General features: G+C 71.1%; 17 protein-coding genes. 11 read left to right on the top strand and 6 right to left on the bottom strand.

Annotated elements, in window-relative coordinates; genetic code table 11:
* Positions 1 to 19: 19 nt before the first annotated feature.
* The 3 genes from IE209_RS24570 (at position 20) to IE209_RS24560 (ending at position 4,008) form a co-directional block, all read left to right on the top strand.
* Positions 20 to 1,114: a TRAP transporter substrate-binding protein gene (locus IE209_RS24570; RefSeq protein WP_189689523.1), complete on the top strand. Its 1,095-nt coding sequence runs from the start codon at positions 20 to 22 to the stop codon at positions 1,112 to 1,114.
* Positions 1,111 to 2,283 carry an alpha-hydroxy acid oxidase gene (locus IE209_RS24565; RefSeq protein ID WP_189689522.1) on the top strand — a complete coding sequence of 391 codons (1,173 nt, stop codon included), beginning with the start codon at positions 1,111 to 1,113 and terminating at the stop codon, positions 2,281 to 2,283. Before IE209_RS24570 ends, IE209_RS24565 begins: the two co-directional genes overlap by 4 nt.
* A 96-nt stretch (positions 2,284 to 2,379) precedes the next feature.
* A complete protein-coding gene (locus tag IE209_RS24560; RefSeq protein WP_189689521.1) occupies positions 2,380 to 4,008 on the top strand; it encodes a methyl-accepting chemotaxis protein in 1,629 nt (542 codons plus the stop codon).
* 8 nt (positions 4,009 to 4,016) lie between these two features.
* On the opposite strand, the gene IE209_RS24555 is transcribed toward IE209_RS24560, so the two are convergent.
* The gene (locus IE209_RS24555; protein ID WP_189689520.1) at positions 4,017 to 5,537 is read right to left on the bottom strand and encodes a transglycosylase SLT domain-containing protein; all 1,521 of its coding nucleotides are present in this window, start codon (positions 5,535 to 5,537) and stop codon (positions 4,017 to 4,019) included.
* A gap of 8 nt (positions 5,538 to 5,545) precedes the next feature.
* The gene (gene gloB, locus IE209_RS24550) at positions 5,546 to 6,337 is read right to left on the bottom strand and encodes a hydroxyacylglutathione hydrolase (protein ID WP_189689519.1); all 792 of its coding nucleotides are present in this window, start codon (positions 6,335 to 6,337) and stop codon (positions 5,546 to 5,548) included.
* Between gloB and IE209_RS24545 the strand changes: the two genes are divergently transcribed.
* The 5 genes from IE209_RS24545 to IE209_RS24525 all read left to right on the top strand — a co-directional run bounded on the left by IE209_RS24545 (position 6,336) and on the right by IE209_RS24525 (position 10,463).
* Entirely contained in the window at positions 6,336 to 7,166 is an 831-nt protein-coding gene (locus IE209_RS24545; RefSeq protein WP_189689572.1) for a class I SAM-dependent methyltransferase, read from the top strand. The genes gloB and IE209_RS24545 overlap by 2 nt on opposite strands.
* A complete protein-coding gene (rnhA, locus tag IE209_RS24540; protein ID WP_145549468.1) occupies positions 7,163 to 7,612 on the top strand; it encodes a ribonuclease HI in 450 nt (149 codons plus the stop codon). Before IE209_RS24545 ends, rnhA begins: the two co-directional genes overlap by 4 nt.
* A 59-nt stretch (positions 7,613 to 7,671) precedes the next feature.
* Positions 7,672 to 9,123 carry an exodeoxyribonuclease I gene (sbcB, locus tag IE209_RS24535; protein WP_189689518.1) on the top strand — a complete coding sequence of 484 codons (1,452 nt, stop codon included), beginning with the start codon at positions 7,672 to 7,674 and terminating at the stop codon, positions 9,121 to 9,123.
* A gap of 1 nt (position 9,124) precedes the next feature.
* Positions 9,125 to 9,937: an NAD-dependent protein deacetylase gene (locus IE209_RS24530; protein ID WP_189689517.1), complete on the top strand. Its 813-nt coding sequence runs from the start codon at positions 9,125 to 9,127 to the stop codon at positions 9,935 to 9,937.
* Positions 9,938 to 10,043: 106 nt separating this feature from the next.
* The gene (locus IE209_RS24525; RefSeq protein WP_189689516.1) at positions 10,044 to 10,463 is read left to right on the top strand and encodes an RcnB family protein; all 420 of its coding nucleotides are present in this window, start codon (positions 10,044 to 10,046) and stop codon (positions 10,461 to 10,463) included.
* Between the two features lie 7 nt (positions 10,464 to 10,470).
* On the opposite strand, the gene IE209_RS24520 is transcribed toward IE209_RS24525, so the two are convergent.
* The 3 genes from IE209_RS24520 to IE209_RS24510 all read right to left on the bottom strand — a co-directional run bounded on the left by IE209_RS24520 (position 10,471) and on the right by IE209_RS24510 (position 16,343).
* Positions 10,471 to 11,175 carry a glutathione S-transferase N-terminal domain-containing protein gene (locus IE209_RS24520; RefSeq protein WP_189689515.1) on the bottom strand — a complete coding sequence of 235 codons (705 nt, stop codon included), beginning with the start codon at positions 11,173 to 11,175 and terminating at the stop codon, positions 10,471 to 10,473.
* Between the two features lie 81 nt (positions 11,176 to 11,256).
* The gene (locus IE209_RS24515) at positions 11,257 to 14,964 is read right to left on the bottom strand and encodes a patatin-like phospholipase domain-containing protein (protein WP_189689514.1); all 3,708 of its coding nucleotides are present in this window, start codon (positions 14,962 to 14,964) and stop codon (positions 11,257 to 11,259) included.
* A gap of 86 nt (positions 14,965 to 15,050) precedes the next feature.
* Positions 15,051 to 16,343, bottom strand: coding sequence for an amidohydrolase family protein (locus IE209_RS24510; RefSeq protein WP_189689513.1), 1,293 nt, complete (start codon positions 16,341 to 16,343; stop codon positions 15,051 to 15,053).
* Between the two features lie 195 nt (positions 16,344 to 16,538).
* Here IE209_RS24510 and IE209_RS24505 point away from each other — a divergent pair, with 195 nt between their 5' ends.
* From IE209_RS24505 to IE209_RS24495, 3 genes are read left to right on the top strand one after another with little or no spacing between them, the layout of a single operon-like run.
* The gene (locus IE209_RS24505; protein WP_189689512.1) at positions 16,539 to 16,919 is read left to right on the top strand and encodes a response regulator transcription factor; all 381 of its coding nucleotides are present in this window, start codon (positions 16,539 to 16,541) and stop codon (positions 16,917 to 16,919) included.
* Positions 16,916 to 17,527, top strand: a complete 612-nt coding sequence (locus IE209_RS24500; protein ID WP_189689511.1) for a chemotaxis protein CheX — start codon at positions 16,916 to 16,918, stop codon at positions 17,525 to 17,527. Before IE209_RS24505 ends, IE209_RS24500 begins: the two co-directional genes overlap by 4 nt.
* A gap of 37 nt (positions 17,528 to 17,564) precedes the next feature.
* On the top strand, positions 17,565 to 18,563 hold the full coding sequence (locus IE209_RS24495) for a GGDEF domain-containing protein (RefSeq protein WP_189689510.1): 999 nt from the start codon (positions 17,565 to 17,567) through the stop codon (positions 18,561 to 18,563).
* Here IE209_RS24495 and IE209_RS24490 read toward each other — a convergent pair whose 3' ends face one another.
* Positions 18,564 to 19,397: an LOG family protein gene (locus IE209_RS24490; protein ID WP_189689509.1), complete on the bottom strand. Its 834-nt coding sequence runs from the start codon at positions 19,395 to 19,397 to the stop codon at positions 18,564 to 18,566.
* Positions 19,398 to 19,407: the final 10 nt, after the last annotated feature.

The following is a 19,407-nucleotide window of genomic DNA, read 5'->3' as shown; positions in this document are numbered from 1 at the left end:
CGCAAGGGAGACAAGAACGATGGAACGCCGGAAATTCCTGGCCCGCGGCACCGCCGCCGGCACGCTCGCGGCCGGCCTGGCCGCGCCCGCGCTGGCCCAGGGCAGCAACCCGCAGGTGCGCTGGCGCCTGGCGTCCAGCTACCCACGCTCGCTGGGCACGATCTACGGCGCCATGGACATGGCCGTCAAGCGCGTCGGCGAGCTGACCGAGGGGCGCTTCAACATCTCGCTGCACCCGGCCGGCGAGCTGGTGCCGGCCCTGCAGGTGCTGGACGCGACCCAGTCCGGCTCGGTCGAAGCCGGTCACTCGGCCAGCTACTTCTACATCGGCAAGGACCCGGCCTACGGCTTCGGCACGGCGCTGCCCTTCGGCCTCAACGCCCGCGGCCAGAACGCCTGGCTCTACGAAGGCGGGGGCCAGGCGCTGCTCGACGAGTTCTATGCCAGCCAGGGCGTGCTGGCCATGCCGATCGGCAACACCGGCGCGCAGATGGCCGGCTGGTACCGCAAGGAGATCAAGACCGTCGAGGACCTCAAGGGCCTGAAGTTCCGCGTCGGCGGCCTGGCCGGCATGGTGCTGGCCAAGCTCGGCGTCGTCGCCCAGCAGCTGGCGGCGGGCGACCTGTACGTGGCGCTGGAGAAGGGCACGCTGGATGCGGCGGAATTCGTCGGTCCCTACGACGACGAGAAGCTGGGCCTGCACAAGGTGGCCAAGTACTACTACTACCCGGGCTGGTGGGAAGGATCGGCCACGCTGGGCCTGTTCATCAACCCCAAGGCCTGGGCGGCGCTGCCGGCCCACTACCAGGCGGCGCTGCGCACGGCGGCGGCCGAGGCCAACCAGTGGTGCACCGCCAAGTACGACGTGGAGAACCCGCGCGCGATGGGGCGCCTGGTGGCCGGCGGCGCGGTGCTGCGCGCATTCCCGCGGCCGGTGCTCGATGCGAGCTACAAGGCGGCCGAGGCCTTGTACGCCGAGCTGTCCGACAAAAGCCCCGCGTTCAAGAAAATCTTCGAGCACTGGGTCAAGTTCCGCAACGAGCAGGTGCTCTGGCAGCAGTTCTGCGAAGGCCCGTTCGACAACTACATGGCCGCGGCCTCGCGTCGCAAGTGAGGGCCGCCGCGCTGGAGCGCGCGCTGTCCATCGCCGACCTGCGCGCCATCGCGCAGCGCAAGCTGCCGCGCTCGGTGTTCGAGTTCATCGACGGCGGCGCCGAGGACGAGCTCACGCTGGCCGACAACCGCGCCGCCTTCGAGCGCGTGCGCATCGTGCCGCGCGTGCTCGTCGATGTCTCGGCGCCCGACCTTTCTACCGACATCGTCGGCACGCCGGCCGCCGCGCCCTTCGTCGTCGCGCCCATGGGCTCGTGCGCGCTGGGCTGGCCCGGAGCCGACATCGCCATCGCCAGGGCCGCTGCGGCCCACGGCATCCCCTACACGCTGTCGACCATGTCGACCACCGCCTTGGAGCGCATAGCCGCCGAGGTGCAGGGCCGGCTGTGGTTCCAGCTCTACGTGCTGCGTGACCGCGCCTTCAACGCCACGCTGGTGCAGCGCGCCTGGGCCGCGGGCTATGGCACGCTGGTCGTCACGGTGGACCTGCCGGCCGGCGGCAAGCGCGAGCGCGACCTGCGCAACGGCGTCTCCATCCCGCTGCGCATGACGCCGCGCCACCTGTGGGAAGGCCTTACGCATCCGGGCTGGGCCTGGCGCATGGCGCGGGCCGGCCGGCCCGAGTTCGAGAACGTGCGCGGCCTGCTGGGCGACCACAGCGCCGGCCTCACGATCGCGGCCAAGGTCGGCCAGAACCTGGACGCCTCCTACGGTTGGGACGACCTGGCCGCCTTGCGCGACCGCTGGCCGGGCCGGCTGCTGGTCAAGGGCGTGGAGCATGCCGACGATGCCGAGCGGCTCGCGGCGCTGGGGGTGGACGGCATCTGGGTTTCCAACCACGGCGGCCGCCAGCTCGATGGCGCCCAGGCCTCGGCCGACGCATTGGCGGCGATCGCGCGCCGGCTGGGTGGGCGCGTGCCGCTGCTCGTCGATTCCGGCGTGCGCCGCGGTGTGGACGCGCTCAAGGCCCGCCTGCTGGGCGCCCAGGCCGTGGCGGTCGGCCGGGCCGCGCTCTTCGGCGCCTGTGCCGGTGGCGAGGCCGGCGCCCACCGCGCCATCGCCATCCTGCTGGGCGAGCTGCGGCTGGCCATGCAGCTGGCCGGGGTCGCCGCGCTGGCCGACGCCGGGCGTGCCGGACTTCTGTGCGGCACAAATGTTGCGGAAGATTGACCTGCGTCAATTCGCACGCGTGCCGAACGAAATTTCCGTTCTATTTGTGTGTTTATGTGACTAGACTGTGCGCACCGACCAACGTGTAGGGGCCGTATGCGCAATAACCAGCCTGTCAGCGGGCACGAATACCAATTTCCCGCTGACCAGACGCTCGTCTCGGTCACGGACCTGAAGGGCCGCATCACCTACTGCAACCCGGCCTTCATCGAGGTCAGCGGGTTTTCGCGCGAGGAATTGCTGGGCCAGCCGCACAACCTGGTGCGGCATCCGGACATGCCAGCCGAGGCCTTCCGCGACATGTGGGCCACGATCCAGGCCGGCGAACCCTGGAGCGCCCTGGTCAAGAACCGGCGCAAGAACGGCGACCACTACTGGGTGCGGGCCAATGCCACGCCCATGATGGACGGCGAACGCATCACTGGCTTCCTGTCGGTGCGCACCCATCCGGCGCGCGAGGATGTGCAGGCAGCCGAGCGCCTGTACGCCAGCATGCGCGAGGAAGCCGCCAGCGGCCGGCTGCGCCATGTGCTGCAGCGCGGGGAGCTGCGGCGCCGCGATCTCTGGGGCCGGCTCGTGCAAGGCCTCACGCCGCAAGCCAACGGCAAGCTGCTGGCGCTGCAGCTGACGGCGTCGGCCGCCATCGTGCTGGCCAGCTGGGCCGGACTGCCGGATGCCGCGGTGCTGGCCGTGGCCGCCGTGACCACGGCCGCCGCGGTCTGGGGCGTGCGCCAGCTCATGCTGGCCCCGCTCAAGGGCCTGGTGGTGGATGCCAACCGGCTGGCCTCGGGCGATCTGTCGCATCGCGTGGCGACGGATGCCACGGGCGCCGTCGGCCGCCTGCAGCGCGCCTTGATGCAGATGTCGGTCAACCTGCGCACGGTGGTGTCCGACGTGCGCGCGGAGGTGCGACAGCTCGGCGACGCAGTGGGCGAGATCGCCGCCGGCAACCACGACCTGTCGGCCCGCACCGAATCGCAGGCCAGCAGCCTGCAGCAGACGGCGGCCTCGATGGACGAGATCAACGGCACCGTGCAGCAGAGCGCGAGCTCGGCCGCGCGCGGCGCCGAGCTTGCCCACGCCACCTCGGAGGTCACCGAGCGCAGCAATGCCGCGGTGCTGGCCGCGGCCGACACCATGGAGCGCATCACCCAGTCGTCCAAGCAGATCGGCGAGATCGTGCAACTGATCGAGGGCGTGGCCTTCCAGACCAACATCCTGGCGCTGAACGCCGCGGTGGAGGCGGCCCGCGCCGGCGAGAGCGGGCGCGGTTTCGCGGTGGTGGCGTCCGAGGTGCGTGCGCTGGCGCAGCGCAGTTCGGGTGCGGCGCGCGAGATCCGCGAGCTCATCGTCGAATCGGCTGCACGCGTGGAGCAGGGCGCGAGCCGCACGGCCGAAGCGCGCGAGCGCATGCAGCAGGCCCTGGATTCGGTGGCCAAGGTGCGCACGACGCTGGACGAGATCAGCACCGCCGCACGCGAGCAGCAGCAGGGCATCGCGCAGATCAACGAGGGCGTGAACCAGATCGACGGCATCACGCAGCAGAACGCGGCCCTGGTCGAGCAGCTCGCGGCCGCGGCGCAGTCGCTGCAGGGCCGTGCGCAGGGCGTCAGCGACTCGATGCGCTTGTTCCGGCTGGTGCGCGGCGAGCAGTCGCTGGCCGAGGTCGACGCAGTGTCGCTGCGGCGTGCCGCCCGGCTGGAGCTGGCCGAGGAAACCGCCTGATCACGTTCTCAGCGCGCGGCGCGCTTCTTGGCCACCGGCTGCCTGGCCGATGGCGCCACCTGCCGTGTGGCGGGCCGCTTCGCCACGACGGACTTGCGCGCCACGCTGGCGCGCACCGGCAGGAACAGCGTGACGGCCTGGCCGGCGCGCAGCGCGGCCGTCGCGGAGATGTCGTTCCAGTCGGCGACCTGCGCCGCGGTGACGTGGTAGCGCCGCGCGAGGTTGGCGACGGTGTCCTTGCGCGCGGCCTTGACCACGGTCCTGCGCGTCATGATCTCGGGCGCAAGCTGCAGCGATGCGTTGTCGGCCAGGTGGCTGGCCACGTCGCCCATCTTGCCCGAGCGCGGCACCACCAGCACCGAGCCGGCCTTGATCAGCATGCGCGGCGGGATGTTGTTCACGCTGCGCAGCTCGGCCTCGCTCATGCCCACGCGCTCGGCGGCGGCGGCCACCGTCATGGTGCTGGGCACGGCCCAGGCGCCCCAGCTGGCGTGCTGGCCCTTGCCGCGCGCGTCGAGGTTGCGCTTGAAGACCAGCGCGTTGTCCCAAGGCAGCAGGATCTGCGGCGTGGCCGCGGCCAGGATCACCTGCTTGTTCATGGCCGGGTTCAGCGCGCGGAAGTCCTCGGGCGAGACGTCGGCCAGTTGCGCGGCCAGCGCCACGTCGATGTCGTGCGCCAGGTCCACCATCTGGAAGTAGGGGTGGTTCTCGATCAAGGGCAGCTCGGTGCTGAAGCGCTCGGGCCGGGCCACGATGTTCTTGACGGCCTGCAGCTTGGGCACGTAGTAGCGCGTCTCGTTGGGCATGGACAGGTCCATGTAGCCCGTCGGCAGGCCGGCGCGCTGGTTGCGCTGGATCGCGCGGCTCACGCTGCCTTCGCCCCAGTTGTAGGCGGCCAGGGCCAGGTGCCAGTCGCCGAACATGCCGTAGAGCTTTTGCAGGTAGTCCAGCGCCGCGCGCGTGGAGGCCAGCACGTCGCGCCGGTCGTCGCGGAAGATGTTCTGCTTGAGCTCGAAGTAGGTGCCGGTGGCCGGCATGAACTGCCACATGCCGGCGGCCTTGGCCACCGACACGGCCTGCGGGTTGAAGGCGCTCTCGATATAGGGCAGCAGCGCGAGCTCCGTCGGCATGCCGCGCACCTCGAGTTCCTCGACGATGTGGAACAGGTACTTGGACGACCGCTCGGTCATGCGCTGCATGTAGTCCGGCCGCGTGGCGTACCACTGCTCGCGGTCGCGCACGAGGTCGCTGTCCAGGTCGGGCATAGCGAAGCCGCGGCGGATGCGCTCCCACAGGTCGGCCGGCGGCAGCTGCAGCGTGACGGTGCCCGAGCGCAGTTCGGAGGCAGCGATCGGACTCAGCGGGCCCGTGGGGATGATGGCCTGGCCAGGGCCCGCGGCAATCGCAGCGCCGTCCACCTGCACGGTGGCGGGGGGCTGCGGCGCATTGGCGGAGATCGGAGAGTTGGGCTGGTCGATGCTGGCGCAGCCGGTCAGCCAGAGCAGCACCGCCACGCCGAGATACTTCATCAGAACATTCATTTGAATTCGTTTTTCCACTGCCGCAGCGCGGCCAGCACGCCGACCGCATCCTGCGCACCGGCGTCGAAGCCGCGGGCGGCTTGGGCCACCAGGGGTTCGCGTACGCGCAGGAAGGGATTGATGCGCCGCTCCAGCGCGATGCGCGAAGGCAGCGTCGGCTGGTTCAGCGCGCGTTGTTGTTCGCACTGCGCGCTGTAGTGGAGCAGATCGGCGCTGCCAGGTTCCACGGCGCGCGCGAATTTCAGGTTGGACAGCGTGTACTCGTGGGCGCAGCACACGCGCGTGTTGCCGGGCAGGGCGGCCAGCCGGTCGAGCGAGTCGAGCATCTGCGCGGGCGTGCCTTCGAACAGGCGCCCGCAGCCGCCCGAGAACAGCGTGTCGCCGCAGAACAGCACGGGGCTGCCATCGGCGTCGTCGATGGCCGGGCACCAGTAGGCGATGTGGCCGGCCGTGTGGCCGGGCACGTCGATGACCTCGAAGGCCAGGCCCAGCGTGCTGGCGTCCACCGGCAGGCGGTCGCCGCCGGCCAGGCGCGTGAGCGGTTCGGGGATGCGCTCGCGCGACGGACCGAAGACCCGGGCACCGGTGGCCTCGCGCAGCGCGGCCGCGCCGCCGACATGATCGGCATGGTGGTGCGTGACTAGAATCGAGCGCAGTTGCAAACCGTGGCGCTGCAGGGCCTCGAAGACCGGCGCGGCATCGCCCGGATCGACCACCAGCGCCGCCTGTCCGTCGTGCAGCATCCACACGTAGTTGTCGGCGAAAGCGGGCAGCGCAATGAGTTCCATGAGCGGTCAAATTATAGGTTTGCACGATTGGTTCCAGACCCCGCCCGGCCGCTATCTGCTGGCCTGGGAGCAGGCCGCCTTCGACCGGGTGGTGACCGACGTCTTCGGTTACCACGCGTTGCAATTGGGCGCCGGCGAAATCGATGGCCTGCGCACCTGCCGCATCCAGAACCGCTGGCTCGCTGCCGCCGAGCCACCGCTTCCCGGCGCGCCGGGAAGCGCCGCGCTGGCGTGCGACTTCTCTGCCCTGCCGTTCGAATCCAACAGCCTGGACCTGGTGCTGCTGCCGCATGCGCTGGAGCTGAGCCCCGACCCGCACGCCACGCTGCGCGAGGTCGAGCGCGTGCTCGTGCCCGAGGGCCAGGCCATCGTCTGCGGCTTCAACAGCGCCAGCCTGTGGGGCTTGCGCCAGCGCCGCGCGCGGCTGTACCGCAAGCTGGGTCTGGGCCAGCTGTACCTGCCGGCCGACGGCGACTTCATCGGCTACCTGCGGCTGCGCGACTGGCTGCGCCTGCTGTCCTTCGAGGTCGAGTCCAGCCGCTTCGGCTGCTACCGGCCGGCCGTGAACAGCGAGGCCACGCTGGGCCGTTTCGGCTGGATGGAGGCGCTCGGCGAGCGCTGCTGGCCCATCCTGGGCGCGGTCTACTTCGTCACGGCCGTCAAGCGCGTGCGCGGCATGCGTCTGCTCGAGGCCAACTGGAAGGCCGCGCGCAAGCTCAGCACCGCGCCCGTGCCGCTGGCCAACCGGCGCCCGCGGCGCCCCGTCCACGAGCCGGCGCACGCAGCGCCGGCCCCTTCCGTTTCCCAGAGAGAAAAAGGATTGCGTTGAACCACGTCGAGATCTACACCGATGGCGCCTGCAAGGGCAACCCCGGCCCGGGCGGCTGGGGGGTGGTGCTGAAGTCGGGCACGCTCGAGAAAGAGTTGTTCGGTGGCGAGCTGGCCACCACCAACAACCGCATGGAAATGACCGCCGTGATCGAGGCGCTGGCGGCCTTGAAGAAGCCCTGTGAGGTCACGCTCTACCTGGACAGCGAGTACGTGCGCAAGGGCATCACCGAATGGATGAAGGGGTGGAAGGCGCGCGGCTGGATCACCTCGACCAAGCAGCCCGTCAAGAACGTGGAACTCTGGCAGAAGCTGGACGCGCTGGTGACCAACGGCGGCCACAAGATCGACTGGCGCTGGGTGCGCGGCCATGCCGGCAACCCCGGCAACGAGCGCGCCGACGCGCTGGCCAACAAGGGCGTGGACAAGGCCCTGGGGCGGCTATGAGCGCCGCCCGGCCGCCCGAAGGCGCTCGCACCGCCGCCCGACAGGACGAAGGTTCCAAAGTGCCCCGTACCTTTTTGTGGCACGACTACGAGACCTTCGGCGTGGTGCCGCGGCGCGACCGCCCGGCACAGTTCGCCGCGATCCGCACCGATGCCGAGCTCAACGAGATCGGCGAGCCCATCATGCTGTACTGCCAGCCGGCGCCGGACTACCTGCCCGACCCGGCGTCCTGCCTCATCACCGGCATCACGCCGCAGCTGTGCCTGGAGCGCGGCCTGCCGGAGGCAGAGTTCGCCGCGCGCATCGAGGCCGCCTTCAGCCAGCCCGGCACCATCGGCGTGGGCTACAACACCATCCGCTTCGACGACGAGGTCACGCGCTTTTTGTTCTGGCGCAACCTGATCGACCCCTATGCGCGCGAGTGGCAGAACGGCTGCGGCCGCTGGGACCTGCTGGACGTGGTGCGGCTCACGCACGCGCTGCGGCCGGACGGCATCCAGTGGCCGCAGCGCAGCGCCGAGGAGGGCGGCGGCCCCAGCTTCAAGCTCGAGCACCTGAGCGCGGCCAACGGCCTCGCGCACGAGGCCGCGCACGATGCGCTGTCCGACGTGCGCGCCACCATCGCGCTGGCGCGGCTGATCCGCCAGGCCCAGCCCAAGCTGTTCGAGTTCGCGCTGGCCCTGCACAAGAAGGACCGCGTGGCCAGCGAGCTGGGCCTGCCGACCTCGCCGCAGACGGCCCGGCCCTTCCTGCATGTCTCGGGCATGTTCGGCACCGAGCGCGGCTGCCTCGCGCTGATGTGGCCGCTGGCCATGCATCCCACCAACAAGAACGAGCTGCTGGCCTGGGACCTCGCGCACGACCCGCGCCAGCTCGACGGCCTCACGGTGGAGGATGCCCGCCTGCGCCTGTACACGCGGGCGGCCGAGCTGCCGCCCGACGTGACGCGCCTGCCGCTCAAGAGCGTGCACCTGAACAAGTCGCCCATGGTGGTCGGCAACCTCAAGACACTGGCGCCGGCCATGGCCGCACGCTGGGGCCTGGACCTCACGGCCCAGCTGCAGAACGCTGCCCATGCCGCTGCGCTGCCCGATCTGTCGGCGCTGTGGGACGGCCTGCTGCGCCGCGAACCGCAGGCCACGCCCGACGTGGACGAAGACCTGTACGGCGGCTTCATCGGCCCGGCCGACCGGCGCCGCCTGAACCAGCTGCGCCAGCAGTCGCCCCAGCAGCTGGCCACGGCCCGCAACAGCTTCGACGACGGCCGGTTGGAGGAGCTGCTGTTCCGCTACCGCGCACGCAACTTCCCCGACACGCTGTCCGAGGACGAGCAGGAGCGCTGGCTGCAGCACCGCGCCGCGCGCCTGATCGAAGGCGAGGGCGGCGTGCGCAATGTGGACCAGTTGCTGGAGGAGTTGGACCGGCATGGCCAGGACGCCGACGAACGCGCCATCGAGATCCTCGAAGCCTTGCACGCCTATGTCGAGGACATCACCGCAGACCTCTCCTGAGATGGACCCGCAGACGGCCTTGGCCGACTTCGTGCGCCGCCACCCGCGGCTCATGGTGCTGACGGGCGCCGGCGTCAGCACGGAGTCCGGCATTCCGGACTACCGCGACGCCAACGGCGACTGGAAAAGGCCGCAGCCCGTGACCTACCAGGCCTTCACAGGCGACGAGACCACGCGCCGACGCTACTGGGCGCGCAGCCTGCTCGGCTGGCGCACCATGGCCCATGCGCGACCCGGTGCCGCGCACGTCGCGCTGGCACGGCTGGAGGCCGCGGGACGGGTGGAGCTGCTGCTCACGCAGAACGTGGACGGCCTGCACGAGGCGGCCGGCAGCCGGCACGTGGTCGACCTGCACGGGCGCATCGACACAGTGGTCTGCCTGGCCTGCGGCACGCGCTCGCCGCGTGCGTTGCTGCAGCAGGAACTGGTGGCGCGCAATCCAGCCTTCGCCGGCCTGTCGGCCGGTGCCGCGCCGGATGGCGATGCCGACCTGGAGCACGCGGATTTCTCGCGCTTCCAGGTGCCGCCCTGCAGCCGCTGCGGCGGCATGCTCAAGCCCGACGTGGTGTTCTTCGGCGAGTCCGTGCCGCGCGAACGCGTCGCGCAGGCCATGGCCGCGCTGCAACGTGCCGACGCATTGCTGGTGGTCGGCTCCTCGCTGATGGTGTTTTCGGGCTACCGCTTCGCGCTGGCCGCGGCCGAACAGCACAAACCCATCGCGGCACTGAACCTGGGCCGCACGCGCGCCGACGCGCTGCTGGCGCTCAAGGTCGAATTGCCCATTGGACCCGCGCTGGCGGCATTGCCGAGCTGACACGCGGCTTTGCACAAGCCCTGCATTGCGCCACCGCAGCTTTACATTTCCAGCCTAAGCTCGTTCCCAGCCCGGCACGACAGACCGGGTCTCGAAAGGACTCCAGATGAAACGCTCGACCTTCACCACAGCCCTGCTGGCCATGGCCCTGGGTGTGCCGTCCGTCGGTGCGCTCGCCCAGCCGCGCGACCGCGACCGCGACGGTGACCGGGACGACAGGGGGCGCCGCGGCGACCGCGACGACCGGCGGGGCCCCGGCCGCCATGACGACCGCCACCATGGCAAGCCTTCGCGCCATCCGCACGGCGGCCCGCCCGGCCATGCCTACGGCGGCCCTCCGGGCCACTGGAAGAAGGGCGACCGCCTGCCGCCCGCCTACCGCACCCGCTACTACGTGGTCGACGACTGGCGTGGCCACCGCCTGCAGCGGCCGCCGCGCGGCTACCACTGGGTGCAGGTGGGCGCCGAATACGTGCTGATCGCCATCGCGACCGGCATCATCGCCCAGGTGCTGCTGTCGCAGTGAGCCGGGCTCAGGGGGCTGGCGGGATCGCCAGCCCGCGTTGCACGGCCGGCCGTGCCACGAAGGCATCGAGCACGCGCCGCACTTCGCGGAAGTCGTCGAAGCCCACGATCTCGCCCGCGCCATAGAAGCCCGCGAGGTTGCGCACCCAGGGAAACACGGCGATGTCGGCGATGCCGTAGTCGTCTCCCATGATCCACTGGCGCCCGGCCAGCCGGCCATCGAGCACCTTGAGCAGCCGGCGCGACTCGGCCACGTAGCGGTCGCGCGGGCGCTTGTCCTCGTAGTCCTTGCCGGCGAATTTGTGGAAGAAGCCGAGCTGGCCGAACATGGGCCCGATGCCGCCCATCTGGAACATCAGCCACTGCAGCGTCTCATAGCGCGCGGCCTCGTCCGTGGGCATGAGCTGGCCGGTCTTGGCCGCCAGGTAGACCAGGATGGCGCCGGACTCGAACAGCGCCAGCGGCCGGCCTTTCGGCCCGTTCGGATCCAGGATGGCCGGGATCTTGTTGTTCGGGTTCAGCGATAGGAACTCGGGCGACAGCTGGTCGTTGGTGTCGAACGCGACGCGGTGCACCTCGTAGGGCAGGCCGGTCTCTTCCAGCGCGATGGAAACCTTCACGCCATTGGGCGTGGGCAGGGAATACAACTGCAGACGCTCGGGATGGCGCGCGGGCCACTTCTTGGTGATGGCGAAGGCGGACAGGTCGGGCATGGTGCTTGGGAGCCTTGGAAATGTTGGAGGTGCGCAGCATAGGCGGCCGCGGCCGGCCCTGCGTGGCCAGGGTCTTGCGACTCAGGGGGTTGCGCGCGACTTCGGCACGGGCGGTGGCCGGCTCTCGACCGGTGGCAGCGGATGGTCCTGCAGCGTGGTGTCGGCCGGGGCCACCCAGACTTCCACGGTGTTGGGCCGCGGCCGGTAGCGCGCGGACAGCGGCTCGACGATCCAGTCGTTGAAGCCGGCCTTGGGACCGAGCGCGCGCGCACAGGCCAGCGCCGCAGGGTCGTGGAAGCGCACCGTGGTCTTGTCCACCGGTACCGGACTCGCGTAGCCGCGTGCGTTGGCGGTTTCCACCACGTCCTCCAGCGGCGGCACCTCGGCGCCCATGGCGCGCCAGGTGCGGCGCAGCGGCCACACGGCGCGGCGCTGGCTCGGGCCGTAGATCTGCATGAAGACCGTGATGCCGGCGCATTCGTGGCTGGGCACAGGCGGGGGCAGCGGCGGCAGCGCTGCGCCCGGTGAAGGCGCTGCGGTGGGGGCACCGGCCGCGGTGGGATGGCGCGCGAACGCCCCCTCGGCGAAGCGGCCCGTGTAGTGGCAGCTGGCCGGCGGCCCGTCGCGCGGCGCGCCGGTGGCGGCCTGCTGCAGGTACAGCCGCTCGGCGACGACGGGATCGCAGGGGTGGGAACTGGAAGCCGCACCCTTGCCCGTGTAGTCGTAGACCCAGTAGCGCGGCGGCGGCGCCACGGCCAGGATCTCGGGCGCAGGCACCAGGCAGCTGCCGTTGGCGCGCGTATCGGCATGGCGCTCGCCGGTGGCCAGCAAGGCAGCGCAGGCGGCCGGCAGGGCCTCGGTCAGCGCCGCGCACTGCTGCATGGCGGACTGGTGGATGCGCCGCGCGAGGTCCGAGCGCGTGAACCAGCGCGCCTCGTCGGTCGGGCACAGTGTGTCGGCCGTGCGCAGCAGGGCGGCCGCCAGGTTGCCGGCGGTCGCCGGGTCGGGCCGGGCCTGGCCGTCGGGCGTGGCCTTGGCCCAGAGCTCGGCCAATTCCTTGAGCGCGCCGCGTTCGTCCTGCGTCTGCTTGGCGTACACGCTGCGCGCCGTTTCGATCGCCTGCCACACCGTGACGCCCAGCGTGGCGGCGGCGCCCAGGCTCAGCGTGGCGCCCACGGCCGTGGCCGTGCCGCTGATGCGCGCCGGCAGCCGGCCGCCGGCGGCGACGCGCGCGCCCTCCTGCTCCTGGGCCGCGCGGCCGGCCTGCGCGGCGGCGAAGGGCGAGCAGTCGTCGTCCTCGAACCAGGCGCCGGGGTCGCGCAGCAGCTCGGCGATCCAGGCGCGGCTGAGGTTCTGGCCCAGGAAGGTGCCCAGGTGGAAGTAGCTCTCCCACTGGGCTTCCGAGAAGAACTGGTCGGCCGTGGTCTCCTGCGGAAAGTCCGGGTTCTGGCGCTTGAAGTTGACCAGGTCCACGGGCAGCCCGTCGCACAGGTTGGGCTTGATGACGAGCAGGATGCCGGTGCTGGGCCGCGCGCCGCCGTACAGCACCTTGGCCAGCGCCAGGCAGGCCGTGCTCTCGGGCGAGGCCAGATCGTTCAGCGAACCGAAGCGCGACAGGCCCGCCGGCGTGGGCCCCACGGCCGCTGCGACGCGGCGCGGGCGCTGGAACAGGATGTCGGCCTGCAGGTCGATGCGGGCCTTGCGCACCAGGTCCTCCAGGTTGTCGAAGCCATAGCGCGGGTCGGCGCCGCAGTCGGCCAGCACGATGACCTGGCAGCGTTCGGCCAGCAGCGCGTAGGCGCCGGTGTTCTCGAAGTGGCCGCCATCGGTCAGGAACCAGTTGTCGCCGCGCCCGCCCAGGAAGCTGCCGAAGGTTTCGCTGAGCACGCCGCAGGACTTGACGAACAAGCGCGGCCAGCGGCGCTCGGCGCCGGTGCGCGCCGACACGTTCCACCAGTAGCCCAGCCGGATGCCCGCGAAGGTGGCCAGCGCCGAGATGCCGCCGCGCGTGAGGTTGCCGAGGCCCGGCGCGATGGCCGCGCCCGAGATCGCCATCCAGCCGCCCAGGCTGGGCAGGCCCTGGGCGAGCGGGCGTTCCCAGTCCTCCTGCGAGACCTTGATCAGCCCGCCGGAGGCCACCGACAGTGGCAGGCCGCGGCGGTCCTGGTTGAACAGGCCGCCACGCGGGTCGCGCGTCTGGTTGATGCAGCAGTTCAGCAGGTGCACGGGGCCGCCGCAGTCCTGTGGCCGGTAGCGCTCCAGCGCGATGTCGTCGTCGGCATTGAGGTCGTCCACCGGGATGTGGCGGCGCCGCACGGGCAGCACCGGCGGCACCTCGCCGAGCGCCGACAGCGCACCCGGCCCGGCGCCCAGGCGCGCGCCGTTGGCCGCGCCCAGGTAGCTGCGCACGATGCGCGCCTGGTAGAAGGCGTGCAGCGAGGACAGGTTCAGGAACTCCACGTTGCGCGCCGTGGCCAGGAAGAAGGCCGCCAGCGGCAGCAGGAACAGCAGCCACATCTGCCAGCCCTGCGCGAACTGCGCGCCGTTGTAGCTGAACACCGCACCCATGACCGCCTTCTGCACGAGCGAGACCCACCACACGCACAGCGCGAACGACAGGCCGTAGCCCAGCACGCGGCCGACCACCAGCAGCGCGCGCGTGAGCACGCGACCGGGCAGCAGCTGCGAGGCCAGCGGCAGCACGGTGCGGATGGCGGCGGCCCATACGGCCAGCCACAACGCCGCGGCGCCCTGGCCGGCCTCGGTCAGCGGTTCCAGTTCGAAGGCGAGGAACCAGGCGGCGCGGTCGATCAGGCCGGCCAGCGCCACCGCGCTGAACCAGCGGAAGGCATTGGCCAGCCGGGCCGTGAGATCGCTGCGCGCGGCCTCGGCCGCCGGCCCGGCGCAGCGCAGCCGGGCGCGGCGCAGCGCCAAGGCGCCCACGGGCACGGCCAGCAGCCACAGCAGCAGCAGGGCCGCCGTGACCGCCCACAAGGTGGTGCGCATGACTTCGCCGACCGGGCTGATGCTGGCCGCGACCAAACGCCAGTACCACGACACCAGCCAGGCCGTGGCCACCGCCACGGCGAGCCAGCCAGCCAGGGCCCAGCGCCGCGCGAGCGTGAGCCAGGGCACGATCCAGTAGGCCATGGCCCGCGTGGCACCCACCAGCACCACGCCGGGCAGCAGCAGCCAGGCCATGGGCAGCCACAGCGGCACCCAGTCCGGCAGGTTGCGCAGCATGGCGAACACGGGCGTGGCGTGCGTGAAGCCCAGGTGGTGCATGAGCTGCCAGCCCGCCAGGTTGACCGCCGTGAGCAGCACACCGAGCAGCAGCGCCAGCATGCCCAGCTCGAAATGGATGGCGACCAGGTTGCGCAGGTACAGCGCGGCGACGAAGGTCGCGTCGCGCGCGCCGCGCGGAATGAGGTAGCGGCCGTTCGCGCGCAGCCACCAGACGAACCAGTTGGTGCGCGCCGCGCCCAGGGCCTGCTGCACCCGGGCCGCCTCCTGCGGCGAGCTGGCGCGCGAGAACAGGCGGCCCAGCAGGCCGCCGATGTGGCCGCCACCGGACACCGTGGAGAGCAGGTCGAAGCGCAGCAGCAGCCCCTCGCGCGCCAGCGCGCGCAGCAGGCCGAAGCAGAAGGTCGCGCTGCGGATGCCACCGCCGGACAGCGCCAGGCCCCACAAGCCGGCTTCCTCGAGCGGCTTGCCCAGCTCCTCGTCGGTGCCGGCCCGCGCCCAGGCCTGCCGGCGTGCCTGCACCTGCTTGCGCAATTCGTTGTCCACGCCAGCCTCCCGCCGCGCCTGTCGGCTGTTGTGCCGAGACGAGGCTAGCGGGGCCGCGCCCGAAACGTGCGCTGCGAATTATTTCGTTACGTTACGGATGCGGCGCGTGCCGGCATGAAGGCCGTCGTCCCCGGCCGGCCAGGCAGGTGCAGCGTCGCCGTGGCGGCCGGGCTCCGTGCCAGCACCTGGCCCTTGCGCACGACCTGCAGCCGCGTGGCGCGCAGGCGGATCGCCTCGACCGGGTCGCGCGCCTGCAGCAGCACGAAGCTCGCGTCGCAGCCCGGCGCCAGCCCGTAGCCGGACAGGCCCATCACGCGTGCGGCCTGGCTGGTCACGGCCTCGAAGCACTGGGTCATGCCGGCCTCGCCGGTCATCTGCGCCACGTGCAGCCCCATGTGCGCCACCTCCAGCATGTCGCCCGAGCCCATGCCGTACCAGGGGTCCATCACGCAGTCGTGGCCGAAGGCCACGGTGACGCCGGCCGCCAGCAGCTCGGGCACGCGCGTCATCCCGCGGCGCTTGGGGTAGCTGTCGTGCCGGCCCTGCAGCGTGATGTTGATGAGCGGGTTGGCCACCACGCTGACGCCACTCTCGGCGATCAGCGGCAGCAGCTTGCTCACGTAGTAGTTGTCCATGCTGTGCATGGAAGTGCAATGCGAGCCGTTCACGCGCCCGGCCAGGCCCAGGCGCTGCGTCTGGAAGGCCAGTGTCTCGATGTGGCGCGACAGCGGGTCGTCCGATTCGTCGCAATGCATGTCCACGGGCAGGCCGCGCTCGGCCGCCAGTTCGCAGAGCAGCTGCACGCTGGCCGCGCCCTCGGACATGGTGCGCTCGAAGTGCGGGATGCCGCCGACCACGTCCACGCCCAGGTCCAGCGCGCGCCGCAGGTTGTCCAGGCCACCCGGGCTGCGCAGCACGCCGTCCTGCGGGAAGGCGACGAGCTGCAGGTCCAGGTACGGCGCCACGCGCCGGCGTACCTCCAGCATGGCCTCGACCGGCAACAGGCTGGCATCGCTGGTGTCCACATGGCTGCGGATGGCCAGCAGGCCGCGCGCCACGGCCCAGTCGCAATAGGCGACGGCGCGTTCGATCAGCGCCTCGGCGGTCAGCAGCGGCTTGAGCTCGCCCCACAGCGCGATGCCCTCGAGCAGCGTGCCGCTCTGGTTGATGCGCGGCAGGCCGCGGCTCAGCGTGGCGTCCAGGTGGAAATGCGGATCGACGAAAGGCGGACTGACCAGCAGGCCGGCCGCGTCCAGTGTCTTGTGTGCGGGCGCCTGCAGGCCGGGCGTGACCTCCACGATGCGGCCGTCCTGCACGGCGATGGACATGTCGGACGCGCCGTCGGGCAGCGTGGCGTGGGTGACGAGCAGATCGAGCATGGGGTTGAGGCGGTACCGCGTGGCGCGGCGGGCAAGTGCAGTGGGAGGGAGGGCGGCGCAGCTTCCGTGCCAGGCGCTGGCGGGGCCGGCCGCGCCGACGGTGGCAGGCGCCGGATTGTGCAATGCGAGGGCCTAGAATTTGTCCCTCGTATTCGACTATTGTGTGGCTCCGACCGCCCACGCACCATCGGCCCCATGTCCAGCGCGCCTCCCAAGACCCTTTTGATCGTCGACGACAGCCGCGTGTCGCGCATGATGATCCGCACCCTGGTGGCGGCCCGCAAACCCCACTGGACGCTGCAGGAATGCGAAACCGGCGACGAGGCGCTGGCCCGGCTGGCGCAAGGCGTGCCGGATTACGTGAGCATGGACATCAACATGCCGGGCACCATCGGGACGGACGTGGCCGAGCGCATCCTGCAGGCCTATCCGCAGGTGCGCATGGTCGTGTTCTCCGCCAACGTGCAGGCCGCGCACCAGGCCAGGGCGGCCGCCATGGGCGCCTGCTTCGTGCCCAAGCCGGTCAGCGATCGCAGCGTGCAGCTGGCCCTCAACTTCTTCGACGGGGCCGCGTGATCACGCTGACCGAACTGCAGACCGACGCGCTGGCCGAGATGTTCAATGTCGGCGCAGGGCATGCGGCTGCCAGCCTGTCGGAGATCGTCGGCGACGAGGTGCTGCTGTCGATCCCGCGCATCGCGTTCTGCCGCCGCGAGGAACTCGGCACCAGCCTGGCCTTGCTGCGCAGCGAGCGGCTGGGCGCGGTGCGGCAGGACTTCAGCGGTGCCTTCTCGGTCGCCGCCTCCTTGTTGTTCACCGAGGACAAGGCGCTGGAGATCGTGCGCGAGATGCTGGGCTCGCAGGTCAGCGTGGACGACCTGCCCGAGTTCGAGCAGGAAGCGATGTGCGAGCTGGGCAACATCATCCTGAACGCCTGCATGGCCTCGATCTCGGAAATGCTGGGCGTGGAGATGACCAGCACGCTGCCGCAGTACCTCGTGAACCGCACCGAGACGGTGCTGCACGAGCTGACCTCGGACATGCAACAGCCCGTGGTGCTGGTGCTGCACATCGACCTCACCATCGAGAAGCGCGAGACGCACGGCGCGCTCGTGTTTCTGCTGAGTTCGGCCTCGTTCCACGAGCTCATCGCCGCCGTCGACAGGTTCCTGGCGCGCATTTGAACAACGGGTACGAGGCTCCGGCCCTTTCACCGCACCGATGACCGCACCGCGCCTGAAGGTCAACTGGCCCATGCTGTCCGACGCATTGGCGCTGGGCCTGGTGCTGCTCGACGGCAAGGGCCGCGTGCTGCACTGGAACGCCTGGATCAGCCGCTACGCCGGCATCGCTTTGGCCGACGCCCAGGGTCATACGCTGGAAGAGGTGTTTCCCGAAGCGCTGTCGGCGCCGTTCCGCAAGGCCGTGGCCAATGCCTTGCGGCACCGCCTGCCCATCGTGCTGTCCAACGTGCTGCACCGTGCGCCGCTGCCGCTTTACGCGCGCGCCGAGCACCGCGCAGCCGACCAGCGCCTGCCGCAGTCCGTCACGATCACGCCCGTGGCGCAGCCGGGGGCCGGCCACCTGTGTCTGCTGCAGATCACCGACACGAGCACGCTGGCCACGCGCGAGCGCGTGCTGCAGCTGCGCTCGGACCGGCTCTCGCGCGAGGCCGTGATCGACGGACTGACCGGCATCTACAACCGCAAGTACCTGGACGACAAACTGCGGGCCGAGCTCGAGCGCGCCCAGCGCAGCCAGGTTCCGGTGGCGCTGGTGATGTTCGACGTGGACAGCTTCAAGGCCTACAACGACAACTACGGCCACCCGGCCGGCGACCGCGTGCTGGTGGCCATCGCCCACGCCGCGCGCGAGCAGATCAACCGCGCCACCGACGTGCTGGCGCGCTACGGCGGCGAGGAGTTCGCCGCCGTGCTGCCGGCGTCCGACAAGATCGGCGCGCAAAGGGTGGCCGAGAAGATCCGCAGCGCGGTGGAGGCACTCGCCATTCCGCACCAGGCCTCCAGCGTGGCGCCCTGCGTCACCGTGAGCCTTGGCGTGGCCTGCCACGATCCGCGCGACGGCTACCCCGGCGCCCACGAACTGCTGGAACTGGCCGACCGCGCGCTGTACGTGGCCAAGCGCAACGGCCGCAACCAGGTGCGCTGGACCATCAGCAGCGCCACGCCGCTGGACATCTTCCCGGTGACGCAGCGCTGATCAGCGCGCCAGCCGCATGTCGCGCGCGAGCGCTTCGGTCAGGGTCTGCGGATCCTCGACGAAGCGCACCAGGTCGGTGACCTCGTTGGCGCGGATGGTGCCCAAGCGCGCCATCTCCTGCACGCGCTGCTCGAAGCCCTTCCAGTAGACCGCGCGCGGCCCGACCAGGTAGATCGGCACCGGGTCGAGCTGGCGGCTCTTGATCGACTCCACGGTCTGGTAGATCTCCCACTCGGTGCCGGTGCCGCCGGGCGTGACGACCACGGCCGCGGCGTGCAGCACCATCATGGATTCGCGCATGGCCACGCTCGTGAACACCAGGCCATCGCTGACGATGGGCTGGCCCTGCCAGGTCTGGAAGGCGATCCGCGCATCGGCCTTCTCACGCGCCGGGCCGTAGTAGGTGGTGTAGCCGATGCTGGGGCCGCCGGCCTCGGTGGCGCCACGCGCGGCGGCCTCCATCATGCCGGGCCCGGCGCCGGTCAGGATCGGCAAGCGGGTGCCGTGCGCGCGCGTCCAGTCGGCGGCGAAACGGCGCACGGCCTGGTAGAGCCGGCCGCTGTCGGTCGGTGGCGCGCCGGCCTTGTCCTCGCCCAGGCGCGAACTGCCGTAGACCACGACGAAGCCGCGCGGGTACTTGGCAGCCTTGAAGGCCTCGGCGCAGTGCAGGTCGCGCGCCATGTCGGCCGCCGTGAGCCGGTTCTCCTCGCCCTTGTAGGGGCCGGTGTAGCTCGCGTTGGGCGCCACGCTGGTGCACGCCATGGGGGCCGGGGGCGTGGCGCAGCCCTGCAGCAGGGCCAGCGCGGCGGCGAGGGGCAGGCAGGCGGCGCGCATGGGGGGCGGC

Source organism: Pseudorhodoferax aquiterrae, from assembly GCF_014652235.1.
Lineage (GTDB): Bacteria > Pseudomonadota > Gammaproteobacteria > Burkholderiales > Burkholderiaceae_C > Pseudorhodoferax > Pseudorhodoferax aquiterrae.
This window is presented reverse-complemented; position numbering and strand designations above follow the sequence as displayed.